This window comes from Caballeronia sp. M23-90 (genome assembly GCF_053574605.1).
In genome coordinates this window covers 1-1,246 of record NZ_JBSIPA010000836.1, presented here as the reverse complement: position 1 = coordinate 1,246, position 1,246 = coordinate 1, and the positions used below count along the sequence as shown (strand labels likewise).

General features: G+C 60.8%; 1 protein-coding gene. It reads left to right on the top strand.

Features of this window, described 5'->3' with window-relative positions; genetic code table 11:
• Positions 1 to 427: 427 nt before the first annotated feature.
• A partial coding sequence (locus ACRXB1_RS36285; RefSeq protein ID WP_449494803.1) for a 2-keto-3-deoxygluconate permease occupies positions 428 to 1,246 on the top strand: 819 nt, incomplete at its 3' end.

Below are 1,246 nucleotides of genomic sequence, written 5' to 3'. Positions count from 1 at the left end.
GACGCCCCGGTTGCGGCGCGCTCCAGTTGCTCTTTTGCTGCATCGTTTCGGCGTCGTACACTTCGATGCGATTGGCCGATGTGTTCGCGACATACAACAACGCATCGGTCGCCGCCAACCCGCCCACCGAGGCGCAGGGAAATGCCGGTTGAACCAGTTCGCAACGGCGGGATGAAAGCCGGCGAGCGGTTTTGGAGTCATTTTCCTGGCTGCGGTCATGTCACTAGTGTATTAGCGGCGCGCAAAACGCGTCCGGCTCGCTGTGCCTCCGTCCGCCGAAATGATCGATTCAATCAAATATACGATCGATTTGCGCATTTCATCAATCGAGACTACACTTCATTTTGATCATTCCAATCAAACATATGATCGATTCGAGCACTCGACTCGAGATCACTTCTCAGCAGGCATTACACCGGAGACCCGCATGGCCCAGTTCCCAATCAAGCGTTCAATTGAACGTGTTCCCGGCGGCATGATGATCGTGCCGTTGCTGATCGGTTCGCTGATCGCGACCTTCCTGCCCGGCATGCCGAAGTTCTTCGGCTCCTTCACCAGCGCGCTGTTCACCGGCGCGTTGCCCATTCTGGCCGTGTTCTATGTGTGCATGGGCGCGAGCATCGATGTCAAGGCCACGCCGTATCTCATCAGGAAAGGCGGCGCGCTGTTCGCGGCGAAGATCGGCTCGGCGATCGTGGTGGGCATCGTGCTGGGGCACTTCCTGGGCGAGCAACCGGTGTCATCGGGCATCTTCGCCGGCATTTCGACGCTGGCCGTCGTCGCCGCGATGAACGATACCAACGGCGGCCTCTATATGGCGCTGATGGGCCAGTACGGCCGCTCGGAGGACGTGGGCGCGTACACGATCATGTCGCTGGAATCGGGACCGTTCCTGACCATGGTCACGCTCGGCGTGGCAGGGTTGTCGGCGTTTCCGTGGCCGACGCTCGTAGGCAGCATCCTCCCGCTCGTCGTCGGCATGCTGCTGGGCAACCTGGACCGCGAAATGCGCGACTTCCTCGCGCGTGCCGTGCCGGTGATGATCCCGTTTTTCGCACTGGCGCTGGGCGCAAGTCTCGATCTGCACAAGGTCTGGCAAGCCGGATTGCTCGGCATCGGACTGGGTCTGGCAGTGGTAGTCGTGACCGGCATTCCGCTGTATTTCACCGATCGCATGACCGGCGGCACGGCACGCGCGAGGAAGTCGCGCATTTCGCGGTCCAGGTTGCCCAGCAGCATGCCGACA